The organism is Synechococcus sp. A15-127 (assembly GCF_014280215.1).
Lineage (GTDB): Bacteria > Cyanobacteriota > Cyanobacteriia > PCC-6307 > Cyanobiaceae > Parasynechococcus.
The window spans coordinates 979,708-1,001,156 of sequence record NZ_CP047948.1; the positions used below are offsets into that span (position 1 = coordinate 979,708).

10 protein-coding genes and 1 tRNA gene (1 of these 11 running past the window's edge) are annotated in these 21,449 nt (G+C 48.8%); 9 read left to right on the forward strand and 2 right to left on the reverse strand.

Features of this window, described 5'->3' with window-relative positions; translation table 11 throughout:
- Positions 1–12,401: the end of an Ig-like domain-containing protein gene (locus SynA15127_RS04805; protein WP_186485216.1), read on the forward strand. It extends 14,728 nt beyond the left edge of the window; the window shows 12,401 of its 27,129 coding nt (coding positions 14,729–27,129); its start codon lies off the left edge, out of view; it ends in the stop codon at positions 12,399–12,401.
- 4 nt (positions 12,402–12,405) lie between these two features.
- Here the strand turns inward: SynA15127_RS04805 and SynA15127_RS04810 are convergent, their stop codons facing one another.
- Both SynA15127_RS04810 and SynA15127_RS04815 read right to left on the reverse strand, forming a co-directional pair.
- Entirely contained in the window at positions 12,406–13,047 is a 642-nt protein-coding gene (locus SynA15127_RS04810) for a potassium channel family protein (RefSeq protein ID WP_255475580.1), read from the reverse strand.
- 112 nt (positions 13,048–13,159) lie between these two features.
- The gene (locus SynA15127_RS04815) at positions 13,160–13,786 is read right to left on the reverse strand and encodes an SOS response-associated peptidase (RefSeq protein ID WP_186485218.1); all 627 of its coding nucleotides are present in this window, start codon (positions 13,784–13,786) and stop codon (positions 13,160–13,162) included.
- Positions 13,787–13,871: 85 nt separating this feature from the next.
- Here SynA15127_RS04815 and ftsH point away from each other — a divergent pair, with 85 nt between their 5' ends.
- The 8 genes from ftsH to SynA15127_RS04855 all read left to right on the forward strand — a co-directional run bounded on the left by ftsH (position 13,872) and on the right by SynA15127_RS04855 (position 21,420).
- Positions 13,872–15,746: an ATP-dependent zinc metalloprotease FtsH gene (gene ftsH, locus SynA15127_RS04820; protein ID WP_186485219.1), complete on the forward strand. Its 1,875-nt coding sequence runs from the start codon at positions 13,872–13,874 to the stop codon at positions 15,744–15,746.
- A gap of 45 nt (positions 15,747–15,791) precedes the next feature.
- Positions 15,792–16,739: an ornithine carbamoyltransferase gene (gene argF, locus SynA15127_RS04825; protein WP_186485220.1), complete on the forward strand. Its 948-nt coding sequence runs from the start codon at positions 15,792–15,794 to the stop codon at positions 16,737–16,739.
- 42 nt (positions 16,740–16,781) lie between these two features.
- Positions 16,782–17,426: a transcriptional repressor LexA gene (gene lexA / locus SynA15127_RS04830; protein ID WP_255475581.1), complete on the forward strand. Its 645-nt coding sequence runs from the start codon at positions 16,782–16,784 to the stop codon at positions 17,424–17,426.
- 65 nt (positions 17,427–17,491) lie between these two features.
- Positions 17,492–17,564, forward strand: a tRNA-Ala gene (locus SynA15127_RS04835).
- Positions 17,565–17,742: 178 nt separating this feature from the next.
- On the forward strand, positions 17,743–18,003 hold the full coding sequence (locus SynA15127_RS04840; protein ID WP_186485221.1) for a DUF1651 domain-containing protein: 261 nt from the start codon (positions 17,743–17,745) through the stop codon (positions 18,001–18,003).
- A gap of 716 nt (positions 18,004–18,719) precedes the next feature.
- Positions 18,720–19,061: a hypothetical protein gene (locus SynA15127_RS04845; RefSeq protein ID WP_186485222.1), complete on the forward strand. Its 342-nt coding sequence runs from the start codon at positions 18,720–18,722 to the stop codon at positions 19,059–19,061.
- A gap of 308 nt (positions 19,062–19,369) precedes the next feature.
- Positions 19,370–19,831 carry an ATP-dependent Clp protease adaptor ClpS gene (locus SynA15127_RS04850; RefSeq protein ID WP_186485223.1) on the forward strand — a complete coding sequence of 154 codons (462 nt, stop codon included), beginning with the start codon at positions 19,370–19,372 and terminating at the stop codon, positions 19,829–19,831.
- Positions 19,832–21,183: 1,352 nt separating this feature from the next.
- A complete protein-coding gene (locus SynA15127_RS04855; protein ID WP_186485224.1) occupies positions 21,184–21,420 on the forward strand; it encodes a hypothetical protein in 237 nt (78 codons plus the stop codon).
- Positions 21,421–21,449: the final 29 nt, after the last annotated feature.

Sequence of the window (21,449 nt, forward strand, 5' to 3'; positions counted from 1 at the left end):
CAACAAGTTCAGATGGATTTGTGTATGTAGCAGGATCGACGACGAGTGATGGTGACGAACAATTGAATCAAGGTGGAAAGGATATTTTCATCGCTAAATACAGTTCAGCTGGTGAACTGGTTTGGGTCAATCTCTTTGGTACTGATCAAGATGATGTGGCTCTTGATATTGTTTCAGGTCAAAATTCTGATCTCTATCTTGCTGGTTTTACAAATGGCGATCTCAATGGTGAGCGCAATTTGGGTTCTTCGGATGGATTTGTTGCCCGTATAGACAGTGATGGACACCTCGACTGGGTCCGTATGATTGGTAGTCGTGGTGATGATCGTGCGACAACACTTGTGCCTGACGGAATAGGAAATGTTTTCGTTGCGGGTAATATTGGCCCAGAGTTTGTTGATTCAGAGCAGGATTCTGACGAATCAGGCTCAGATCTATTTATAAGTTCTTTCACAATTGATGGTGATCAGTCTTGGATACGTACGTTTGGATCAACCCAAGACGATTCCGCTTCTTCTCTTACCTTGGCTGATCATGGCGATCTTTACCTTGCTGCAACCACTCAAGGTGAGCTCAGTGGTGAGTCGAACAACGGCTATACCGATTTCACAATTCATGCTTTGTCCAATGACGGCGGCAGCTTATGGAACTTCCAGACGGGAACTGCTCAAGCAGATTTTGTTGCAGATCTCGTTGCAACATCCAATGGACGTCTGATCCTCACTGGTTCGACGAACGGTGACTTTAATAACCAACCGAACCATGGTGTGCGTGACCTGCTTGTCCACAGTGTTTCGGTTGTAGATGCTCATCGTATTATTTCTCTGTCTGACGACACAATTACGGAAAATTTCAACGTCAGCTCTACGCCATCTGTCGTTAATTCTGTAGACCCGTTTGCTTCAGATAGTCACTTTAGCGAAGTCAACCTAATCACATATTCCTTTGTTTCTGGCCCCGGTGACGAAGATAATGAGGCTTTTAGCCTCGACGGTAACCAGCTTAAATTCTTGAATTCACCCGATTATGAGCTTCAATCTCAGTATAACTTGCGAGTTCGCGTTGAGGAATCCTCGGGTGTTTATAGTGAACAATCACTGGTTCTGAATATTGTTGACCAGAATGAAGCGCCTACAGGCATATCGCTTTCCACGACTAACTTTGATGAAGACACGAGGCTCCTGAGGAAAATTGCCTTTCTTACTGCCGTTGATCAAGATTTCGTTGATGAGCATTCTTTTGCTTTGGTTAGCGGTGACGGAGACGATGATAATGATGCGTTCGAAGTCTTTGGCAGCCAGTTGCGCTTAAAGGCCTCTGTTGATTATGAAGAGCAGGACTCCTATTCGATCCGTATATCCGTGACCGATTTGGATGGCCTCTCCTTTGAACGCTCCATCACCCTTTCGGTGAATGATGTTAATGAGACTCCAACAGATATTCAGCTGTCTGAATCGATATTTGATGATACAACTCCCTTAAGCTCTGTAATTGCCGAGCTTTCGACGATTGACCAGGATGAGGATGATCGCTTCCGTTATCAACTTACTTCTGGTGCAGGCTCCGATGATAATCTGGTATTCAGAATTTCTGGCAATAAATTAAGACTCAAGAAATCACTTCGTGAGAAACAGGACTCCTATCATATTCGTGTTCGCAGTACTGACAAGTATGGTGAGTCTGTTGAAAAAACTTTTGAGCTTGCCCTTAGTCAATCACCTGAGGAGATTTTACTCTCGTCTGTTTCTTTTGATGAGAATTTAGTCGAGTACACTTCAGTAGCGACACTTTCGACACACGATGGCAATCAGGATGACTCGCATTCATATCAACTTGTCACTGGTGTTGGTGATGTCGACAATCATTCTTTCGAGATTTCTGATAATCGTTTGCTCATCAACCATCTTGCTGATTATGAGATCAAGGATTCTTACACGATTCGCCTTCAAACCACTGATCTTCGCGGATTAATTCACCAGCAGGTGGTTACCCTCTCAGTCAATGACCTGGAGGAGCCTACGGTCATTCAGTCAACCACCACTTCAATTTCTGAAAATGTAGAGGACGGAGCTGTCGTTTCATTTCTCTCCGCAAGCAACCCAGATCCAGAGCTTAAGTACTCCATTACGCTTGCGAATGGAACTGGTGATAACGACAATGATAAATTTAAGATCAGCAATGGTCTTTTGCGGGTTCTTACATCGCCTAATTATGAAGAGCAGTCAGAATATTCGCTCCGCTTTCGTTCCGCTGATCAAAACGGCCTACTTTCTGAGCAAGTATTGATTTTCCCAGTTATTGATGTTAACGAGCCGCCCACAAATATTTTAACTTCGTCTACAAGTGTCAATTCAAGTTCTCTTGTCGGTGATTCCATCGCTTCCTTCTCATCTGTCGACCCTGATATCACTGACTCTTTCGCATACAGTTTTGTTGCTGGAGCAGGTTCTACCCATAATGCTTTCTTTTCTATTGAAGATGATCAGCTGATCCTTGTACAATCTCTCGCTTCTTATGACGACATACCTGAATATTCAATACGTCTGCAATCCATTGATGCAGCCGGTGGCTTCGTCTACAAAACCTTTGCTTTCTCTGTCAATCATTTCCCTACCGATATTCTTTTGTCAGATGATGTCTTTAGTGAGTCTATTCCCGGCCAAACTCCCATTGGGTCTTTGGTTGCTCTAGATCCTGATGACTGGGATTCGCATGTATTCACCCTTGTTGAAGGCGATGGTGATTCCGATAACGACCACTTCGAAATTGTTGATGATCAGATTGTCATCAACCACTCCCCTGATTTCGAAGAGCAATCCCAATATACCGTCCGTATTTCTGCGACAGACTCCAACGGCCTGTCCGTGGATAAGACTTTTGCTTTGAATGTGATGAACGAGTTGGAGGACTCTGTGTTGCTGTCCTCAACAGACATTTTTAATCTTCCAGAGGACGTTGATGATTCTCTTCTAGAGTTCTCCATTAGTGATCTCTTGGTTGATCAACCACAGACTTTTGAATTGGTTGAAGGGGAAGGCGACGATGATAATGCTCTCTTCATTCTTGATGGCTCCTATCTGAAATTTGTACCTTTAAACCTTCCTGATTCTTCCAGTGATGATATCAGCAATTACAATGCCTATGCTCACTCATTAACCCCACTGGGAGTTGGTTTCGAGGCTAGTGATATCGAAACGATTGTCCGCGATGATGATCATATCTTTTATATTGTATCCGACGATCCGCAGCCTGAGTCTCTGCTGCGCCTTGATTCCTCTGGTAATCGAACCTACATTCCACTTCCCTCTGATATTGAGGCAGAAGGTGTTTTCTTTAATCCATTAACACAATCACTTTTTATCCTTGATGAGGGTCGTTTCGCCTCAAGCGTACCTTCCAAGTTATTTGAATTTGCTGTTAATGAAGAAGGTGATGTTATTCTGGTTGATGATCAGGCTCAGCTTCTGAGCGTGCAGGATTTACCCTTCGGACTGGAGATTCTATCTGAGCATGGTTATGAGTCTGTTGTACTTGCTCGTGATTATCAATCTATTTATTTAGCAGAGGAAGACTCTGGTTTTATTCATCAGTACGACTTTAGTGACGGCTCGCTTGGGGAACTGATCAGAGTCATTGATAGTGGTGTTAATGACCTTTCCGGTCTCCTATCGATTGACTTACCTGATGGCTCTCCAGCTCTCATTGCTTTGCATGGTAAGGATTCCGAGCCTGACGGTTTCAGACTCGGTGGTGGGCAAGCTTTTCTTCAGTTAATTGATGTTCAATCCGGCCTTCGGATCACTGATCAGATCGTGGTTGGTGATTTCAATAATCTTGAAGGTCTAACCCCTAACCCTAGGTCTACAGCCAGTAGTCCCTTTGATCTTTTCTTGGTGAACGATGAAGGTTCTGATGATGATGGTTGGCTTATGGGATTACGTTTACCAGGCTTAAATGGGCTTCAAGACCATCAATTCCAGGCTCGCCCAGGCGGATCTATTGGTAACTCATTCACGATTAATCCTAATGATATTCAGCTGGATGCCCATACATCTTTAAATCTTGGTTCTGGCTTTGAGGCTAGCGATATCGTTTCTGTCCCCACTGAGTATGGAGATTACCTCTACGTGATCTCTGATGATCCTCAGCCTGAATATCTCTTACAAATATCCCCAACTTTCGAACTTGAATACTTTTCATTGACTGATGAGCTTCACGATCCTCAAGCTCTTATTTATCATCCCAGCCGGCAGTCACTCTTTGTTCTTGATGAGGGAAACTTCAATGCTGATGAACACCCCCATTTGTTTGAATTTGCTCTCGATCGTCTTGGCAATCCAATCAATGATGACGGTGAGGTTTTGCTTCTCAGCACGCAATCTTTACCATTTATCAACTCGCTAGATTCTGATAACGGCTACGAGTCACTTTCTTTGTCTCCCGACCTTTCACGTCTTTACGTTGGAGAAGAAGATAGTGGTGAGATACATGTTTTTGACTTTTTCAATGGTGTGGCAGGTTCGTTGATTTATACGATTGAAACTGGTGTCAATGACCTCCGCGGACTTGCTTCACTGACCTATGAGGATAACGACTTTGTGCTTGCCTCTCTCCATGGTAGGAGTGCATATGTCGATGGTGTGCGTAATGGCGATGGGTGGTCGTATCTTCAAATTTTAGATCCGTTCTCCGGTCATAGGATTGCGGAGCAATTTGTTGAAGGTGATTTCCATACATTAGAGGGTCTCGTTATCAATGAAGACCGTTCTGATCTCAAGTCTTTTGATCTTTATTTTGTACAGGATGGTGGTTCCTCTGATGACGGCTTACTGATTGGTGCTGATGGTCATGATCCTTATGTTTCCTTGTTTGATCCTTTCTCGACTGAGCGAGACTCTTTCTCGGTTCGTTTGAAAGGTGCTATTGATGGCAATGAAATCACGAAGAAGTTTGACTTCACGTTGAATCAACCGCCTACGGATATCTTTGTTAGTCATGCTGCTTTCTCCGATGTCACATCCCCCAACACGCCTGTTGCATCCTTCACGTTTTTGGATCCTAATCGTAATGATGAGATCGATTTCGAACTTGTTTCCGATTCGTCGACTACTGGAAACGATTATTCTTTTGCCGAAGTTGATTTGCTGCATAATCATCTCTTCAGTCTTGATGGTAATGAGTTAACTCTGTTAGAAAGTCCGTCGACGTTTGGTCTGGATGAGTATGTCGTTCGCGTTAAGGCAACCGACCAAGGTGGTCTCTCGATCATCCGAGACTTTACGTTTGACGTTATTCCCTCGCCTGGTAACCTTTTCATTTCCAATGACACGATTCGTGAAAGTGATTTAGATCAAACCTTTGTAGCAATCATTTTGACCGATTCAGTTCGAACTGGTAATACTGTTGACTATTCCTTGGTCGCTGGAGTTGGATCCGAGGACAACGGTTTATTTGTGATTAATGGCAACCAGTTAATTCTGAATTCACCGGTTGATTTTGAAAGTCAGTCTTCCTATAACGTTCGAATCCAATCTGCCTTTTCCGATGGTGTAGTTCTTGAGCAATTCTTTGATGTTGTTGTTCAAGATATTAATGAGAAGCCTGGATCCATTGTTTCTTCTGTTCTTTCAATGGATGAGGCTATAGACCCAGGCACTGTTGTGGCTCAACTCATTTCCACCGATCCTGATGCTGATGACAAAGTTCATTTAAGTCTTCCATTCTTCCGCTCGCGTTCTAATGATAATTCCCTGTTTTCTATTGTAGAGAATCAGTTGATCATCAATACTGTTCCTGACTTTGAGGCTCAACCACAATATGAGCTTCTCGTCAGGGCTACCGATCGTTCTGGATTATTTGTTGATCAGCCTGTTGTACTGACAGTGAATGATCTAAATGAGCCACCCACAGATATTATTGTTACGTCATTTGATTTTGAAGAGGGGTTGCCTTCTGGTTCCACAGTGGCACATCTTTCCAGTGACGACCCTGATCTCTCAGACTCCATCACTTTCAGCCTGATCTCTGACTCAGATCAGGACCAGATGAACTTCAATATTGATGATGATCGTCTAAATATTTTATTCTCCCCCGATTTCGAGACTCAGTCTGCTTATCAGGTTCTTCTGCGAGCTACTGATCAACAGGGTTTATTTGTCGACTCTATGATTAATCTTCAGGTTAATGATATTAACGAGCCCCCATCTTCCCTTATCAGTTCTTCGACTGAGATTGTTTATGATGCTGAATCACAGTCAACAGTAGCTGTGCTTTCTACTGTTGATCCTGACCAACACAGTATTTTTAAGTATCGTTTTTCTCCCGACCCCAGCTCTTCAGATGTTGATTACTTCCGTTTACAAGGTGATAAATTAATTCTGACTGCTGATGCTGCTTCTCTCTCTCAATCAGAGTTTGTTCTCCCTATACAGGTCAGTGACCAAGACGGCTTGGTTTATAACCAAGATCTTGTTTTTACTCTTCAATCAGCCCCTACTTATTTACAAATCTCAAACAATACTATTTCAGAGGCTGCCCAAGTCAATGCCACCATTGCTTCTCTTTCCCTCGTTGGGCCTGAGTCTTATCGTGATGTGACTTTCAGTCTGGTGGGCTCTGATGATCAGGCCGATACGCCTGTGTTTGCAATCGATGGTTCTTCCCTTCTGTTGCTTGAGTCTTTGGACTTTGAGACGTCAGCGATCCAATCGGTCACAATCTTAGCTGAAGATAGTGATGGCTTTTCCTTGGAGACTACATTTAATGTTGATGTTCTGAATAGTAATGAGGCACCTACTGATTTCATTGCTTCTACATCTGTTTTCCCCGAGGATCTTCCTAGTCGTTCTATTGTCGCTACCTTCTCTTCGTCAGATCCCGATCACGATGATAATCTCTCTTATTCATTGTTATATGGAGCTCAGGGCACTGATAATGACCACTTCTATTTTGTTGGTAACCAATTGAGATCTCGCCGCTCATTTGATTTTGAGCAGCAGTCTACTTATGTGATTCGCGCACAAGTAACTGATCGTGGTGGTCTTTCCTTGGTTGAGGATTTTACATTCACTGTTTCGGATATGAATGATGCCCCATATGCTATATCAATTTCTCCTACCGAATTTTCTGAATCTCACCCCGCATCTACTCCGGTTGCATTGATTGGAGCAAAGGATCATGATGTTGACGACCAATTTAGCTTTTCTTTTGCACAGGGTTTTGGTGATAAGGATAATGACTTGTTCTCGATTGACGACAATCAACTGATTGTTGATGTTGATGCTGACTTTGAGTTGAAGGATAGCTATCGCCTTCGTTTGCAGGTTGCCGATTCTGGAGGCCTTACATTTGAGGATCATTTTACACTTTCAGTAATTGATTCAAATGATCCTCCTTATGCGATTCAAGCTTCTTCTTCTGTTATTTCTAGGGATACGAATTCAGGAGACTCCATTGCCTGGTTACATGTCTTGGATCCCGATAATTTGGACCAGTTTACTTTTTCGTTGGCAGTTGGTGATGGTGACATAGATAATGACAAATTTGAAATATTTGACAACCAGTTGGTTCTGGCAACTAACCCAGCCTTTGCTGATCAAACACAATACTCAGTGCGTCTTCGTGTTACTGACCTTGCTGGTTCGTTCCATGAGGAGAATGTTGTCTTTACTTTGCCGAACTCTATTCTTAGTACATCAGTTGGATTCAATGAGTCTACGCCGGTTGGATCAACAGTGGCGGAGCTTTCCATTACCGGCTTAGATGATTCTACGGGAGTCGAGTTCTCCTTACTAAATCCATCAAATAGTATTTTCTCCATCAGTGGCAATCGATTGATTCTTGACACTGAGGTTGATTTTGAAGATTTTGCTATCCATCGCGTAACCGTTATCGCCAAATTGGATACCGGTGAGGTTGTGCAGAAGCAGTTCTCTTACGATGTATTCGATCAGAATGATGCCCCCTATCATCTTGAGGCTTCCACAACAGTTGTTGAAGAGAATGCTAAACGAGGTTCTTTTGTTGCATCTCTGATTGGCTTTGATCAGGATACTGCTGATATCCTCAATTTCGCCTTGAACTCTGTTGAGTCGGATGGAGTTTTGTATGAGGGTTTATTTGTACTTAATGGTAATCAGATCCTTCTAGCTTCCGACGCTGTTAATTTTGAGCATGATGTTTACAACCTTAGTTTTCAGGTTACCGATCAATTCGGCCTGGCTTATGAGCGTGAATTGGCTTTCTCCTTGGTTCCCACGATTACGTTGAGCAATGATCTTCTGTCGGAAGGTTTGACGCCATTCAGCAGTGTTGCAACGATTTCATCCAGCTCCGATGATCTTGTACTGAGTGAGCTTTCACTTACTTCCGGTGCTGGCTCCTCTGACAATCATCGATTCACCATTGATCAGGATCAGCTCCGGATTAATTTCTTTCCTGATCATGAGCTCAAATCCACTTATAACATCCGCCTCCAGGGATTTGGTTCTAATGGTCAGATGCTTGAACGTGCATTTGAGCTGTCTGTTCCCAATCTTAACGAAGCACCATTCGACTTGTCTATAGAACCATTTGCTTTAATTGAGAACAATGCACCAATGTCTTTGGTTGCATTGTTAAATGCCGATGATTTTGACATTGACGATTCTCTTGTCTTCTCCCTAGTTGCTGGTGATGGAGATGATGATAATCATTTGTTTATTGTTGAAGACGATCAACTGCTGATGATTGGTAGCTCTGATTTTGAAAGTCAATCCAGTTTCAGCGTTCGATTGCAGGCTGAAGATCGCGATGGTTTATATGTTGTTGATTCTTTCGAACTTAACGTTGAGGATACTAATGATTCTCCGTCTTCGATCATTGCCTCAACCTTATTCATTAATGCAAATGCCCCTGCACGTTCATCCGTTGCCGACATTACTACGAATGACCAGGATGCCAATGATCGACATGTTCTAACTCTTATTGATGGTTCTATGGATAACCATCTTTTCTCTTTGTCGGGTCGTCGTTTGAAACTAATGCCTAATGTTAATATTTCAGATCAGGATTCTTATTCAGTTCACCTTCGGTCTTTTGATCGTTCTGGGGCAACAGTAGATCAGATTCTTGATTTTGTTGTGAATCATGCCCCTACAGATATTCTTGCTTCCCAACTTGAGCTTCTTGAGAATCTTGAAGTCGGTAATCGCGTGCTGTCATTTTCAACTCTTGATTCTGATCTTGATGATCAGTTTGTTTATTCATTCGCTCCGGGGCTTGGTGCGAGAGATAATGACATGTTCACCATTGAAGGCAACGATCTGCTGACGCGAGTTCCGGCTGATTTTGAGGAAGACGATATTCTTCAGATTAGAGTTCGCGCTACTGATCAGAACGGCCTTTCCGTTGTTAGCCGCTTTGAACTTTCCGTGCAAGATGTTGTGGAGGCACCGGTTGTTATCAATGATCCTCCTTATCAGATCAGCTCTTCCGGCTCAGTCATTCCCAGATCAAAGAATGCTGGTGATTTTGTTGCCTGGTTGCATGTCCTGGACCCCGACCATGATGACTCCGTAAGTATCGAATTGGTCAATGGCCTGGGTGATTCCGATAACAATCTCTTCACTGTGTCTGGTTCTAAGCTCCTGCTTTCGGCTCCTGTTGACTCTCTTGATCGTTCTTCTTTATCAATTCGTCTGAAGGCTACAGACTCCTATAGCGAGACCTTTGAGCAGACTCTTACTTTTCAGTTGCCCACAACGATTCTTTCTTCATCAGAGCAATTTTCTGAAGCCCTTCCGATTGGAGCCTCTGTTGCTGAGTTATCGATCTCTGGTGGCGAATCGACATCAGATATTACCTTCGACATTACATCATCCTCCAGTTCTGCTTTTGAGGTTGATGGCAATCGTCTGGTTTTACGTGAGTTGCTTGACTTTGAGCAGCAGCAACTTCACAGAGTTCAACTTTCAGCAGAGGATTCAACAGGTTCCCTCGTTGACCGTGAATTTGAGTTTTCTGTTTCGGATAGCAATGATCCGCCGACTGCTATTTTTGCTTCAACATCTGATATCCCGCAGGATGCTCTTGCCGATCAGCTTGTTGCCTCTTTGACAGGCATTGATCAAGACACAAATGATTCTCTTTCGTTCTCTCTGCTGTCAGTGACAGCCGCTGGCGAACCTATTGATGGCGTTTTCACTTTGGTTGAGGATCGTCTTTTCCTCGATACGGATGCACGTACTCTGATTGATTCTCCGTATATTTTCTCCCTAGAGGCGATTGATTCCCTCGGAGTTAGTTTTGTCCAAGATATTTCCCTTTCGATCGTTCCAACGGTATCTCTCTCTTCGACCCATATTCCAGAAGGATTGTATCCCCTAAGCTCTATCGCTACTCTCTCTACAACCAATGACGTCGCTGGCGACGTTTCCTATTCATTGGTTTCTGGCGATGGATCGAATGACAATCAATTGTTCTTGGTATCCGATGATCAATTGTTGATTAATTTTTACTCCAACCATGAGCAGAGGAATGACTATACAGTACGTCTCCAGTCTCTTGACTCCTACGGCACTAAGCTTGAACGTTCATTCGATCTTTTTGTTCCTGATCTCAATGAAGCTCCCTTTGATTTGTCCGTTTCAGTTGAAACTATAGATGAAAATGTTCCTGCCAAGGTAAGTGTTGCGACCATCGATGCTTTTGATCCAGATTTCAGTGATTCCCTTTCCTTCTCCTTGATTTCTGGTGAAGGTGATGATGACAACCACTTGTTCAATGTTACAGGCGATCAACTTCTTATACAACAGAGTCCTGACTTTGAATCTCAATCACTCTTTAATATTCGCTTGCGTGCTGCTGACCGTCGTCTCTCAAGTGTTGAGAAATCGTTTGAAATTTCCGTTGTTGATCTCAACGACGCTCCGTATCTGATCACTTCTTCCACGCAATTCCTCAGCAGTACTGCTGAATCCAGATCCACTGTGGCTGAATTTTCGACCTTCGATGATGATATTCGTGATTTCCATCGCTATTCTCTGCCTGATGGTGCTCACGACAATGATTCCTTCTTCCTTCTGGGCAATAAGCTTAAGCTTCAGCCTTCGGTTGATCTTGCTGAACAGTCCTCTTATACAGTCAGTGTGATATCGTCTGATTTCGATGGGGCATCTGTACAGCAGGATATTGAATTTACTTTGAATCATCCCCCGGAGTCTATTTCCTTAAGTGCTTCTGAGCTCAAGGAGAATCTTCCTGCTGGCACTCCTGTATTAACCTTCTCAACTTCAGATCCCGACGTTGATGACCAGTTTACTTATACTTTGGATGATGGCTTTGGTGCACAGGATAATGATCTGTTTGCAATTTCCGGGGATTCCTTGATCACCAGTGCCCCTATTGATTTTGAAACTGATTCTAGTTTGAATCTCAGGATTCGTTCTACCGACCAGTATGGCCATTCAATTATTGAACGATTTGAGCTTGGAGTCATCGATATCAATGAGCCTCCATCATTACCTGTGCTCACATCCTCTTCAGTCGATGAGAATGTTCCCCCTGGCTCATTCGTGGGCACCATACGTTCTTCCGATCCAGAAAATCTTGCTGATGTTTCTTTTGAAATATTGATGCCTCGGGTTGTTGTTGCCGATGTCGGCGGTGTCGTTGATGCAGATGCAGATGCAGATGCAGATGCAGATGCAGATGCAGATTCCGATAATGTTGTTGATGCTTCTCTATTCTCCCTGTCTGATGATCAGCTTCTGCTTGATATCTCGCCCGATTTCGAATCGCAACCTTCTTATTCCTTTTTGGTTCGAGCTACTGATGCCAGCGGTTTGATCTCTGAAAGTGAGATTGTGGTTCATGTCAACGATCTGCTTGAGCCGATTACATCCTCGCAATCGATCGTTCTGCCTGATTCGCTTGATACACTTTATCTTTCGGGCATTGAGCCCGTGAATGGTTTTGGTAATGCTGCTGATAATCACTTGTATGGAACCAGCTCTGACAACGTACTTGCTGGTAGAGGAGGCTCTGATGTTTTAACAGGTCTTCCTGGCATTGATACCTTCCTTTATGAACGTTACGTCGATTCACGTCTTTCTGCCTATGATACGATTACAGATTTTGATATGTCAGTTGACCGCATTGATGCTCCTTATCCTGTAGCTCCCGATCAAATCTTTGTCACTGGCATTGCTCCTGGCCTTGATTCTGCTTCCTTGCGTCAGCATCTTGATTCAGCTCGCTTCCCATCTGGCAGTGCTGCTTTCTTCACAGTCATCGATGGCTATGTCGGCATGCGAACCTTCCTCGCCTTGAACAACAGCGTTTCTGGCTTCTCCTCAGATACCGATGCGATCATTGATGTCACTGGTTATGTCGGAGAGTTGTCTGATCTTCTTGTCATTTAGGTGTCTAGGAGTTGTCTTCCTCTCTGAGGCAATTTGAATAGCGCCCAATTAATATTCCCATGACGGCTGCTATGTACAAGGGGCCAACGACACTCGTCGCCACACTTAGCATTCTTGAGAGTGGCAGGGCCGGGCTGATGTCTCCGAAGCCAACGGTTGTCAGACATGAGAACGCAAAGTAGTTCACCTCTGAGAATGAACTGGCTGCGTTCTGAACACTCTCGGGTGTGATGGCGAGATGTTCGGATGTTGTGAAGCTCCCTGGTTGGATTGTTTCCACGGCGCTCATTACCAGCGCAGCCGTCAGGCCAATGTGCAGATATCCAGCTGTTGCTCCCATCAACACGTTTCCATCCACGTGTGGCTCTCTGGCCAGCCGACGGATGAGCCGGACGGTGCTCCATCCAACCACCACGCTCCAGCTCATGGCGATCGGTACACCGCTGTAGATCCTTGTCGCTGGTGTGAGCAACCAGATCCAGAGGCTGATCACGGCTAGCCCTCCCAGCACTCTGTAGATCAGCTCCGTCAATCGGGGTGCCTGCTCATTCCTCAGCATCACCTGCGTGAGCAGAACCGCGACCACTGAATAGCTGATGTGTGTCATGTCGATCGGCTCCGGCACTGCCATGCCAGTCATCACCATGATTGTGCTCAGCAGCAGCCACTTGTACTGATGCCTCCCCTGACTGCTTCTCAGGTCTCTGCTGTTCACCTGGTCCTTCAATCTCTTCTGACATGCTGCGTATTGCACTGACTCAGAACAAGGGCAGCTGCCTCTCGCCATCCCTTTTCCAGTTCGTTCCGTCCCAGGGTGTCAACATTGGTTCAAGGGCCTTCCGGTGATTCTGATCACCGGCTTCAAGCCAAACCTCTTCCAATCCATCAGGGATCACCACCGGCATCCTGTCGTGGAGTGTCTTCAGCAACTGATTTGGTTGTGTGGTGATCACGCAGCAGCTGTCCAGTTCACTCCCATCAGGCCCCATCCAGCGATCCCAGAGGCCTGCCAGCCAGAACGAACGACCGTCGTTGCGCTCCACTCGTTCGCCCTTCTCCAGAAATGCACTGGCTGGCAGCAGACAACGGTGGTGACGCCATGGACCGCGGAAGGAGGCCTTCTCTGACAGCGTTTCAGCCCGGGCGTTGAAGGGTCGCGGACCCTGTGAGGGATCCTTTACCCAGCTGGGAAGCAGCCCCCACAACATGTGCCCCAGCCGCTCCTGGCCATGCTCCTGATACAGCACGAGCACTGGTTCCCCGGGCTGAATCTGCGCGCGTGGTGAGTAGCGCCCCAACCAGCCGTCGTCGCGCGGAGTGAGCCATGGCTCCAGGCGATGGCTCAGCTCTTCAAGCTGTGTATTGAGACTGAATCGCCCGCACATCAGCTCACGTTACGCATCGTTCGGTCTTCCCCCCCGTAAGGCGCCGCTTACCCCTCGTAGCGTGTCAGGAGTCTGGGCTTGCGCCATGCCGATCCGACAGGACGACAACCGACCGAACCGTCGATTCGGCATCATCAATCTGGTGCTCATCGGTTTCGGGATCCTGCTGTTGTTCAGCAGCTTCATCCCCAGCAACGGCATTCAGCAGGTTCCACGGGTGCCCTATTCCCTGTTCATTGACCAGGTGAATGACGGGGCTGTGAAACGTGCCTACATCACCCAGGACCAGATCCGCTACGAATTGTCCGACCCTGAGGAAGGCGCGCCCCCCGTGCTGGCGACAACGCCGATCTTCGATATGGATCTGCCCCAGCGTCTGGAGTCGAAAGGGGTTGAATTTGCGGCTGCGCCGCCCAAGAAACCCAATATCTTCACCACGATTCTCAGCTGGGTGGTGCCTCCGCTGATTTTCATCCTTGTGCTTCAGTTCTTCGCGCGCCGTTCGATGGGAGGCGGTGCCCAGGGTGCTCTCAGTTTCACCAAAAGCAAGGCGAAGGTTTATGTTCCCGATGAGGAATCAAGGATCACGTTCGCGGACGTGGCCGGTGTTGACGAAGCCAAACAGGAGCTGACTGAGATCGTTGATTTTTTGAAAACTCCCGAGCGATATGCAGAGATTGGTGCTCGTATTCCTAAAGGTGTTCTGCTCGTCGGCCCCCCAGGCACTGGCAAGACGCTCCTCTCCAAGGCTGTAGCAGGCGAAGCTGGTGTGCCGTTCTTCATCATCTCCGGCTCTGAGTTTGTTGAATTGTTCGTTGGTGCGGGTGCCGCTCGTGTTCGCGATCTTTTCGAGGAAGCCAAGAAAAAAGCTCCCTGCATCATCTTCATCGATGAACTGGATGCCATCGGTAAAAGTCGATCTGGCTCCATGGGTGTGGTTGGAGGTAACGACGAGCGCGAGCAGACCCTCAATCAGCTGCTCACCGAAATGGATGGCTTCACCGCGCAGGACAAGCCGGTGATTGTGCTGGCGGCCACCAACCAGCCTGAAGTGCTGGATGCTGCGCTGTTGCGACCCGGTCGCTTTGACCGACAGGTGTTGGTGGATCGTCCCGATCTGTCTGGCCGCAAGACCATTCTCGAGATCTATGCCAAGAAGGTGAAGCTTGCGGATGCTGTCGACCTCGACAGCGTGGCTCAGGCCACCAGTGGCTTTGCCGGTGCCGATCTCGCCAATCTCGTGAACGAAGCTGCCCTTCTCGCCGCCCGCAACTACCGCACGAAGGTTGAACAACAGGATCTCGGAGAGGCGATCGAGCGCGTTGTGGCCGGTCTTGAAAAGAAGAGCCGTGTGCTGCAAGACGATGAGAAAAGGGTCGTGGCCTACCACGAAGTCGGGCATGCGATCGTTGGCCATCTGATGCCCGGTGGCAGCAAGGTCGCCAAGATCTCGATCGTGCCCCGCGGCATGAGTGCACTCGGATACACGCTGCAGTTGCCCACGGAGGAGCGCTTCCTCAATTCCAAGGAGGAACTTCAGGGACAGATCGCCACCCTCCTCGGCGGTCGATCCGCCGAGGAGATTGTTTTCGGCAAGATCACCACCGGTGCTGCCAACGACCTTCAGCGGGCGACCGACCTGGCCGAGCAGATGGTGGGTACTTACGGCATGAGCGACACGCTCGGCCCCCTGGCTTACGACAAGCAGGGTGGTGGCCGCTTCCTCGGTGGAAACAACAATCCGCGTCGTTCCGTCAGCGATGCCACGGCTCAGGCGATCGACAAGGAGGTGCGCGGCCTGGTCGACAAGGCTCACGACGATGCCCTGGCGATCCTGCGCCAGAACATGGCCCTGCTGGAGACCATTGCCCAGAAGATCCTTGAGAAAGAGGTCATTGAGGGCGACGATCTCAAGCAGATGCTTGAGGCCAGTGAGTTGCCCGAAGCTGTCCGTGCTTGACGGGCAGGCCGTTCATCTCCGATAAAACACCTTTGAAGCGCTCTTATGGCTTCCGGCGTCGCCGCTGTTCTCACATCGCTGACTCAGCGGGATTACCTCTCATCAGCGGACTGTTCCGCTGATGAGACCCAGGGTCTCCTAGATCTTTCTCGCCAGCTGAAGAGCGGTGCTCGCCGCATCGATCTGGGAAACAGGGTTCTCGGGTTGATCTTCAGCAAGGCTTCCACTCGCACCAGGGTGAGCTTCCAGGTGGCGATGGCGCGTCTCGGCGGTCAGACCGTTGATCTGAACTCGACTGTGACCCAGTTGGGGCGCGGGGAACCTCTGCAGGACACCGCAAGGGTGCTCAGCCGTTACTGCGATGTGCTGGCAGTGCGTACCTTCTCCCAGCAGGAGATTGTCGATTACGCGCACTGGGCCACGGTTCCGGTTCTCAATGCCCTCACCGACCTCGAACATCCCTGCCAGGCCCTTGCTGACTTCCTCACCATGCAAGAGGAGCACGGTGATCTCGTTGGTCAGACCCTCGCGTACATCGGCGATGGCAACAACGTGGCTCACTCTCTGATGCTCTGCGGTGCCCTGCTCGGGGTGAACGTCAGAATCGGTTGTCCTGATGGCTTCGAGCCGTTGCCTGGCGTGCTGGATCAGGCGCGTAATCTGGCTCAGCACGGCGCCAAGATCGATGTCTTGACCGATCCAGTCAAGGCCGTGTCTGGAGCTCAGGCCGTCTACACCGATGTGTGGGCCTCCATGGGGCAGGAACAGGAGCAGGCTGAGCGGGAGCAGGCTTTCTCCGGCTTCAGTGTTGATCAGGCTCTGATGGATCAGGCCGCCCCGGGGGCGATCGTTCTGCATTGCCTCCCTGCGCACCGTGGCGAAGAGATCAGTGGTGAGGTGATGGAAGGGGCCGCCAGCCGCATCTTTGATCAGGCTGAAAACCGTCTGCACGTTCAGCAGGCCCTGCTGGCCGCTGTGATGGGAGGTCTTTGACCAGCTGGATTGCAACCGACGGGGTTCACCGGTACAAATGTATTGACACGCCTCTTCCCTCTGGTGGCCAGCGCGACTCCCGAGCCTCTAACTTCTGCCCAGCAGGAGCTCTACGACTGGCTGGCGGACTACATCACCACCCATCGCCATAGTCCGTCCATCCGACAGATGATGCAGGCCATGGGGCTGCGTTCTCCGGCTCCTGTTCAGAGCAGGCTGCGCCATCTGCAGCAGAAGGGATGGATCACGTGGCAGGAGGGTCAGGCGCGCACCCTTCAGTTGCTCGGGGATCTGGCGACTCAGGCCGGCATCCCGGTGCTCGGTGCCGTTGCGGCCGGTGGGCTTGTCACCGCGTTCGATGACGTGCAGGACAGCCTGGACCTTGCTCCTGTGCTTGAGACTCGCGGCCTGTTTGCTCTGACGGTGAATGGTGATTCGATGGTGGATGCCCATATCGCCGACGGAGATGTGGTGCTGATGGAGCCCGTGGTCGATCCTTCGCGCCTGCGTAACGGAACCGTGGTGAGTGCTCTGGTGGCTGGCAGCGGTACCACGCTGAAGCATTTCCATCGGCAGGGCGGCACCGTGATGTTGGAGGCGGCCAATCCTGCCTACGAGCCGATCGAGCTGCCAGCCGATCAAGTCCAGGTGCAGGGGCGCCTGGTGGCCGTGTGGCGTCAGGTCTGAGGCTGGCTGCGGTGTAAGCTTGGCTACGTCAACCGGTTAAGCCCTCAGGCTCGGATGACATTCACGGGGCCATAGCTCAGCTGGTAGAGCACCTGCATGGCATGCAGGGGGTCAGGAGTTCGAGTCTCCTTGGCTCCATTCTTCAAAAAGCCAGTCCAGTACTGGCAACTGAGCGTTCCGCATGGGCCGCTTTTTGATGCCAAACGGCTAGATATCATTTTTCGTGCGCCAAGCGCTTACAAGGACCCAGGCAAGTGGGGTTTTCCGCAGTGTTTGGAGCTACAGCTCCTATCTCTCGGCAGTCAGGGTACGTGGAATGGAAAGCAAGTTTCGCCAGACCTACAGACCGCGTGGCCACAGATGGCTGGTGAATGTTGACCAGCACAAGGTCGTTGAGTTCAAGCCTGAAGAGCCAACAGCAGATGGTCAGTGGGTGACACTGCGTACTTTTCACTGGCGCCCGCCTGATTACCCGATTCCTGAGACGCGTCGACGGATGGCTAGACACAAGGCCATTGAGGCTTGGGAGACAATGGTCAGGACGGGATGGCGGCGATGTTCACCACCAGTGAGATGAGGCTGGTGTTGTTGCAATGACTGAGTTTCTGGGTCCCCGGCGCTGCAAGGTTGTTCGTACTGGCCGGTTTTGAAGTACTTTTTCGACGAGATCGACTGCAATGCAATCGATCTGAGCCTGCCGGTTGTAGTGGCAGGTGTTGCATGCAGGTTATGAGCTGCCTTTCGCTGAGAACGACTGCAGCACAAATGATTTGAGCCTGTCGGTCTTGCTTGCCGGTTTTCACTCCATTCAGGCTTGTAACGGCAGCTACAGATGCTGATTATTTGTCTTAGACCAAGGTTATAAGCAACGAGGAACAGATGTTCCACGAAATTATTCTCACCACCACCCTCTGCGTGGCCATTGTTGGGGCCATGAGCCTCTTCTATGGAGAGCTTCAGCTGATGCAACACGACCATTAGTTAGTCAGCTCCTGATCATTCACAGCAGCCCTGCGCCAGTGAAGGCTTCGATCACCTCTGCTTCAGCAGCAGGATTGAGGTCCATGTCAGCGACACCCGCATTACACTGTTGCTGCTGGGTGAACTGGTGGTAGCACTACGTGCCAATGACCCTGACACCCTCAAGCAGTGGCTGTATGGCGGCATCCAAGGCCTAGGAGAGCCAGCCGTGACGGAGCTGCTGCTGGATTGGATTGACCCCTTCCAGATGATGGATAAGATCAGTTTGGAAAATACTTCAGACGAGGGAGTCGATTCCCAGTTGGAACGGAGATGTTCGAGCAGTTCGACGTAAGAGGCTCCATCAGCATTGATCATTGGTCATGGACTCGATGGGAAAAAGGTAAATTTGTCGAAGATGAAAGCTATGAATGGAGCGAAGCAGAGAATGAGCGTAGGTTGGGGGTAAGAGTTCGCGAAACGAAATACTTCATCTTCTTCAGAGAGATTCGATACAAACAAAGAGAGCATAATTATTGGATTGAAAAGGCTGGTGGCTGGAGAATTAAAATACCTTTTTGCAAAACATACGAGCAGACAAGGACTGCCAACTGGATTGTGGTTGATTTTCCCTTTGTTATATTATATTTTTGGATTGTCTTTTCGCAGTCCTGATCCCTGAACCCCCTCTAACCAGATGGGGGATACGAAACCCTGAAATCGGTCCAGGCTGCTGTCGTCGGCATGTTGTCCATCTCAGGTGCCTGATCGCGCTGGATCAGAAGAACCCGCAGAACGTCGACTGGAATGACATCGAGGCCGCAGGCTGGCTGCTGTAAAGCCCTGAGCAGGCGAAAGGGCAGAAGCGAGCTTCCGTCACCCAAACGGGTGATAGGTGATAGCAGGCTTTGCATAAATCCCCCGAATGGGTGATGCGGTCACCTAATCGCTCAGGGGATGCTGAGTGCAGTTACAGAGAACTTATGGCCCGCTTAGCTCAAGGGCATTTCTCGATCCATCCGGATGATCTCGATGGGCGCGAGATGGTCACGACAGTCCGAACTGCCACCGACGGCGAACTCAACGTTGAGTTCAAGGCAACTATGCATATGGAGATGTCTGCGTTCCAGCGGCTGGCTGAAAAGAAATTCAAGGGCATTTACTGGCTGAGCGAGGAGCCATTGGATGTGATGGGCGGAAAGAACAAGATTCCCTTCACTGTCTATGTCTTGAACGATTTAGTGAACACGATGGGGCATGTCAGCAAGACGCTGGAAAAAGTCTGCTCTCTACCTGCTCCCGAAGCACAGGCAGCAATGCTTTCGGTTCCCCACCAAGGGAAGGGAATCGTCTTTGAGTCAAGAACTGAAGCCGACGCTGTGCAGGTTCAAAAGCAGCTTCAGCAGGCCGGTCTCACAACTGAACTCAAGTGCGTCGAGGTCTGACCGATGAGAGATTTTTTAAGGGTTTGGGCAGTGTTGTTCTCGGAGGTTTGGTTGGCTCTTGTTTGGGTGTAGCGACGTTTCTCACTGTCGAGGCCCTGATACCGAACCCTTCAACCGCGGATCCCGGGATTTGCCAACTTCTGGGTGGAGCTAATGGATGCTCGCCCGAAACTGAGCACCCACCAGCCGCAGCGGGAGATCTCCCGTAAGCACGGCTCAGTGAAAGCCCAGTCGCATCCGGTGTCATCGCGCCGGTTCGGTACATGCAGACGGCGGCAAGTGACACAACAAGCGCCACACAAGGCTGGCTACACCGGTCGTATTAGTAGCTATTCCATGCAAATCCACACCGCAAACGCTCAACCAATCGGATGCCTCATCTTTGATGGTGAGCACAAGCCGTTTCACGCTTTGGCATGTCCGTTGCGGCGAAGAGCAACCTCGGAGCCCAGCAGGAAAGATTGATTTCAGAACTTGGTGCTCACCACCACGGCCATGCAGCACCGGATGGAGTCTGGTGAGAGTGGAACTCTTCAGACAGGAAATAAATCCCTACCCGTAATACTGCCGTCACGGACCAACTGGGTAGATCATTTGTGCGGCAGTTGATCTCAGTAAAAAAGAAGCTCAGACCCAGCAGGCAGACGTAAGGGAATCTTTGCTTTTGCTTGAATAATCAAGCTGAGGTCGAAGCCTGAATGAGTCTTTTGGCGGATGGGCTGTTTCGCCTCGTTGGTTTAACAAGGGATGAGTCGCTTATGAGTCATGGACACAATGTTCTTCGTTGGCATCAACGCTGGACTTCTGGTGCTGCTTGCCTACGGCCTAATTACAGGCAGGGAAAAAATCAAGGCCGGGCGCAAAGAGATAATCTGATCAAACGTCGAACACGTCGGGCGTTACACCCTCAAGAGCAGTGATCTGAGCCTTGATCACTTTGAGTGGATCTCATCGTTGCTGATCCACCACACCCCGTCGCAAGGCGGGGTTTTTTATTGCTTGAGTAGAGCGGGGAACACTTCAGGCAGTCAGGTCTGACCAATGCAGCAAGACACCCGCATTGCCCTGCTCCTGCTGGGAGAACTGGTGGCAGCACAACGCGCTAACGACCCTGACATCTTTATACGCTAGCTGTATAGCTGGATGTAAGACCTGGCACGTCAGGCCGTTGAGGAGCTGCTGATGGATTGGCCTGAGCCGTTCCTGGTCGACGAAGAAAGAGACAGATTGCTGTGTCGATACCGTGCCCATGCTCCCAAATTGCTTGCATTAGCGATTAAAAAGTGTCTCATTGTGTTGCCAATAGAGGACGCGCTTGTTCACATGTGAATAGGAACCGAGGATTGAGATCAATGTCGACCGCTCGCAATCGTTCGCAATCTCAGGACACATTTCGCACACTGACGCTTGATCTGCAGGATGAAATGGATATGTTGATTGCCTTTGATGGGTTTGAGTCACAAGCCCCAGTTATTCAGCCATTGGTTCTCCAGCGACCGTCAGAGCGAAAGGGGCTGTCTTTGCTGGAGCGTTTGATTGTTCAGTTTCGTGGTTGGCTTAAAACTTTCCGTCGGCTGGCGAAGGGCTAAAAGAATCTGAAATGTGTCACCCCTTAAGC

Bases quoted from the DNA above. Each gene is read 5' to 3' on its own strand.
- SynA15127_RS04855 (WP_186485224.1), top strand. From the start codon at position 21,184: ATGTCGACCGCTCGCAATCGTTCGCAATCTCAGGACACATTTCGCACA.
- SynA15127_RS04810 (WP_255475580.1), bottom strand. From the start codon at position 13,047: ATGGTGATGACTGGCATGGCAGTGCCGGAGCCGATCGACATGACACAC.
- SynA15127_RS04840 (WP_186485221.1), top strand. From the start codon at position 17,743: ATGGAAAGCAAGTTTCGCCAGACCTACAGACCGCGTGGCCACAGATGG.
- argF (WP_186485220.1), top strand. From the start codon at position 15,792: ATGGCTTCCGGCGTCGCCGCTGTTCTCACATCGCTGACTCAGCGGGAT.
- ftsH (WP_186485219.1), top strand. From the start codon at position 13,872: ATGCCGATCCGACAGGACGACAACCGACCGAACCGTCGATTCGGCATC.
- SynA15127_RS04850 (WP_186485223.1), top strand. From the start codon at position 19,370: ATGGCCCGCTTAGCTCAAGGGCATTTCTCGATCCATCCGGATGATCTC.
- SynA15127_RS04815 (WP_186485218.1), bottom strand. From the start codon at position 13,786: ATGTGCGGGCGATTCAGTCTCAATACACAGCTTGAAGAGCTGAGCCAT.
- SynA15127_RS04845 (WP_186485222.1), top strand. From the start codon at position 18,720: ATGTTCGAGCAGTTCGACGTAAGAGGCTCCATCAGCATTGATCATTGG.